The sequence below is a fragment of the Pseudocitrobacter sp. 73 genome, assembly GCF_008369545.1.
Taxonomy (GTDB): domain Bacteria; phylum Pseudomonadota; class Gammaproteobacteria; order Enterobacterales; family Enterobacteriaceae; genus Pseudocitrobacter; species Pseudocitrobacter vendiensis.
In genome coordinates this window covers 1-250 of record NZ_VTZO01000099.1, presented here as the reverse complement: position 1 = coordinate 250, position 250 = coordinate 1, and the positions used below count along the sequence as shown (strand labels likewise).

Here is a 250-nt window from a genome sequence, read left to right as displayed (position 1 = left end):
CGGAGTACGGCGTGCTGGTGCGGGATGCCGACGCGCGGCAACGTGCAATCGAACTGACCACGCTGGTGTTGGATAAAACCGGAACGCTGACGGAGGGTAAGCCACAGGTTGTGGCAGTGAAGACCTTCTCAGGTGTAGAAGAAGCGCAGGCGCTACGTCTTGCCGCCGCGCTGGAGCAAGGTTCAAGCCACCCATTAGCGCGAGCGATTCTGGAAAAAGCGGGCGATGCTACGTTGCAGCAGGTCAACGC

Annotated in this window: 1 protein-coding gene; it reads left to right on the top strand. The window is 60.4% G+C overall.

What is annotated here, in order from left to right:
- Positions 1-250, top strand: a 250-nt coding sequence (locus tag F0Q32_RS25950) for an HAD family hydrolase (protein WP_149465182.1), incomplete at both ends; no start/stop codon positions are given.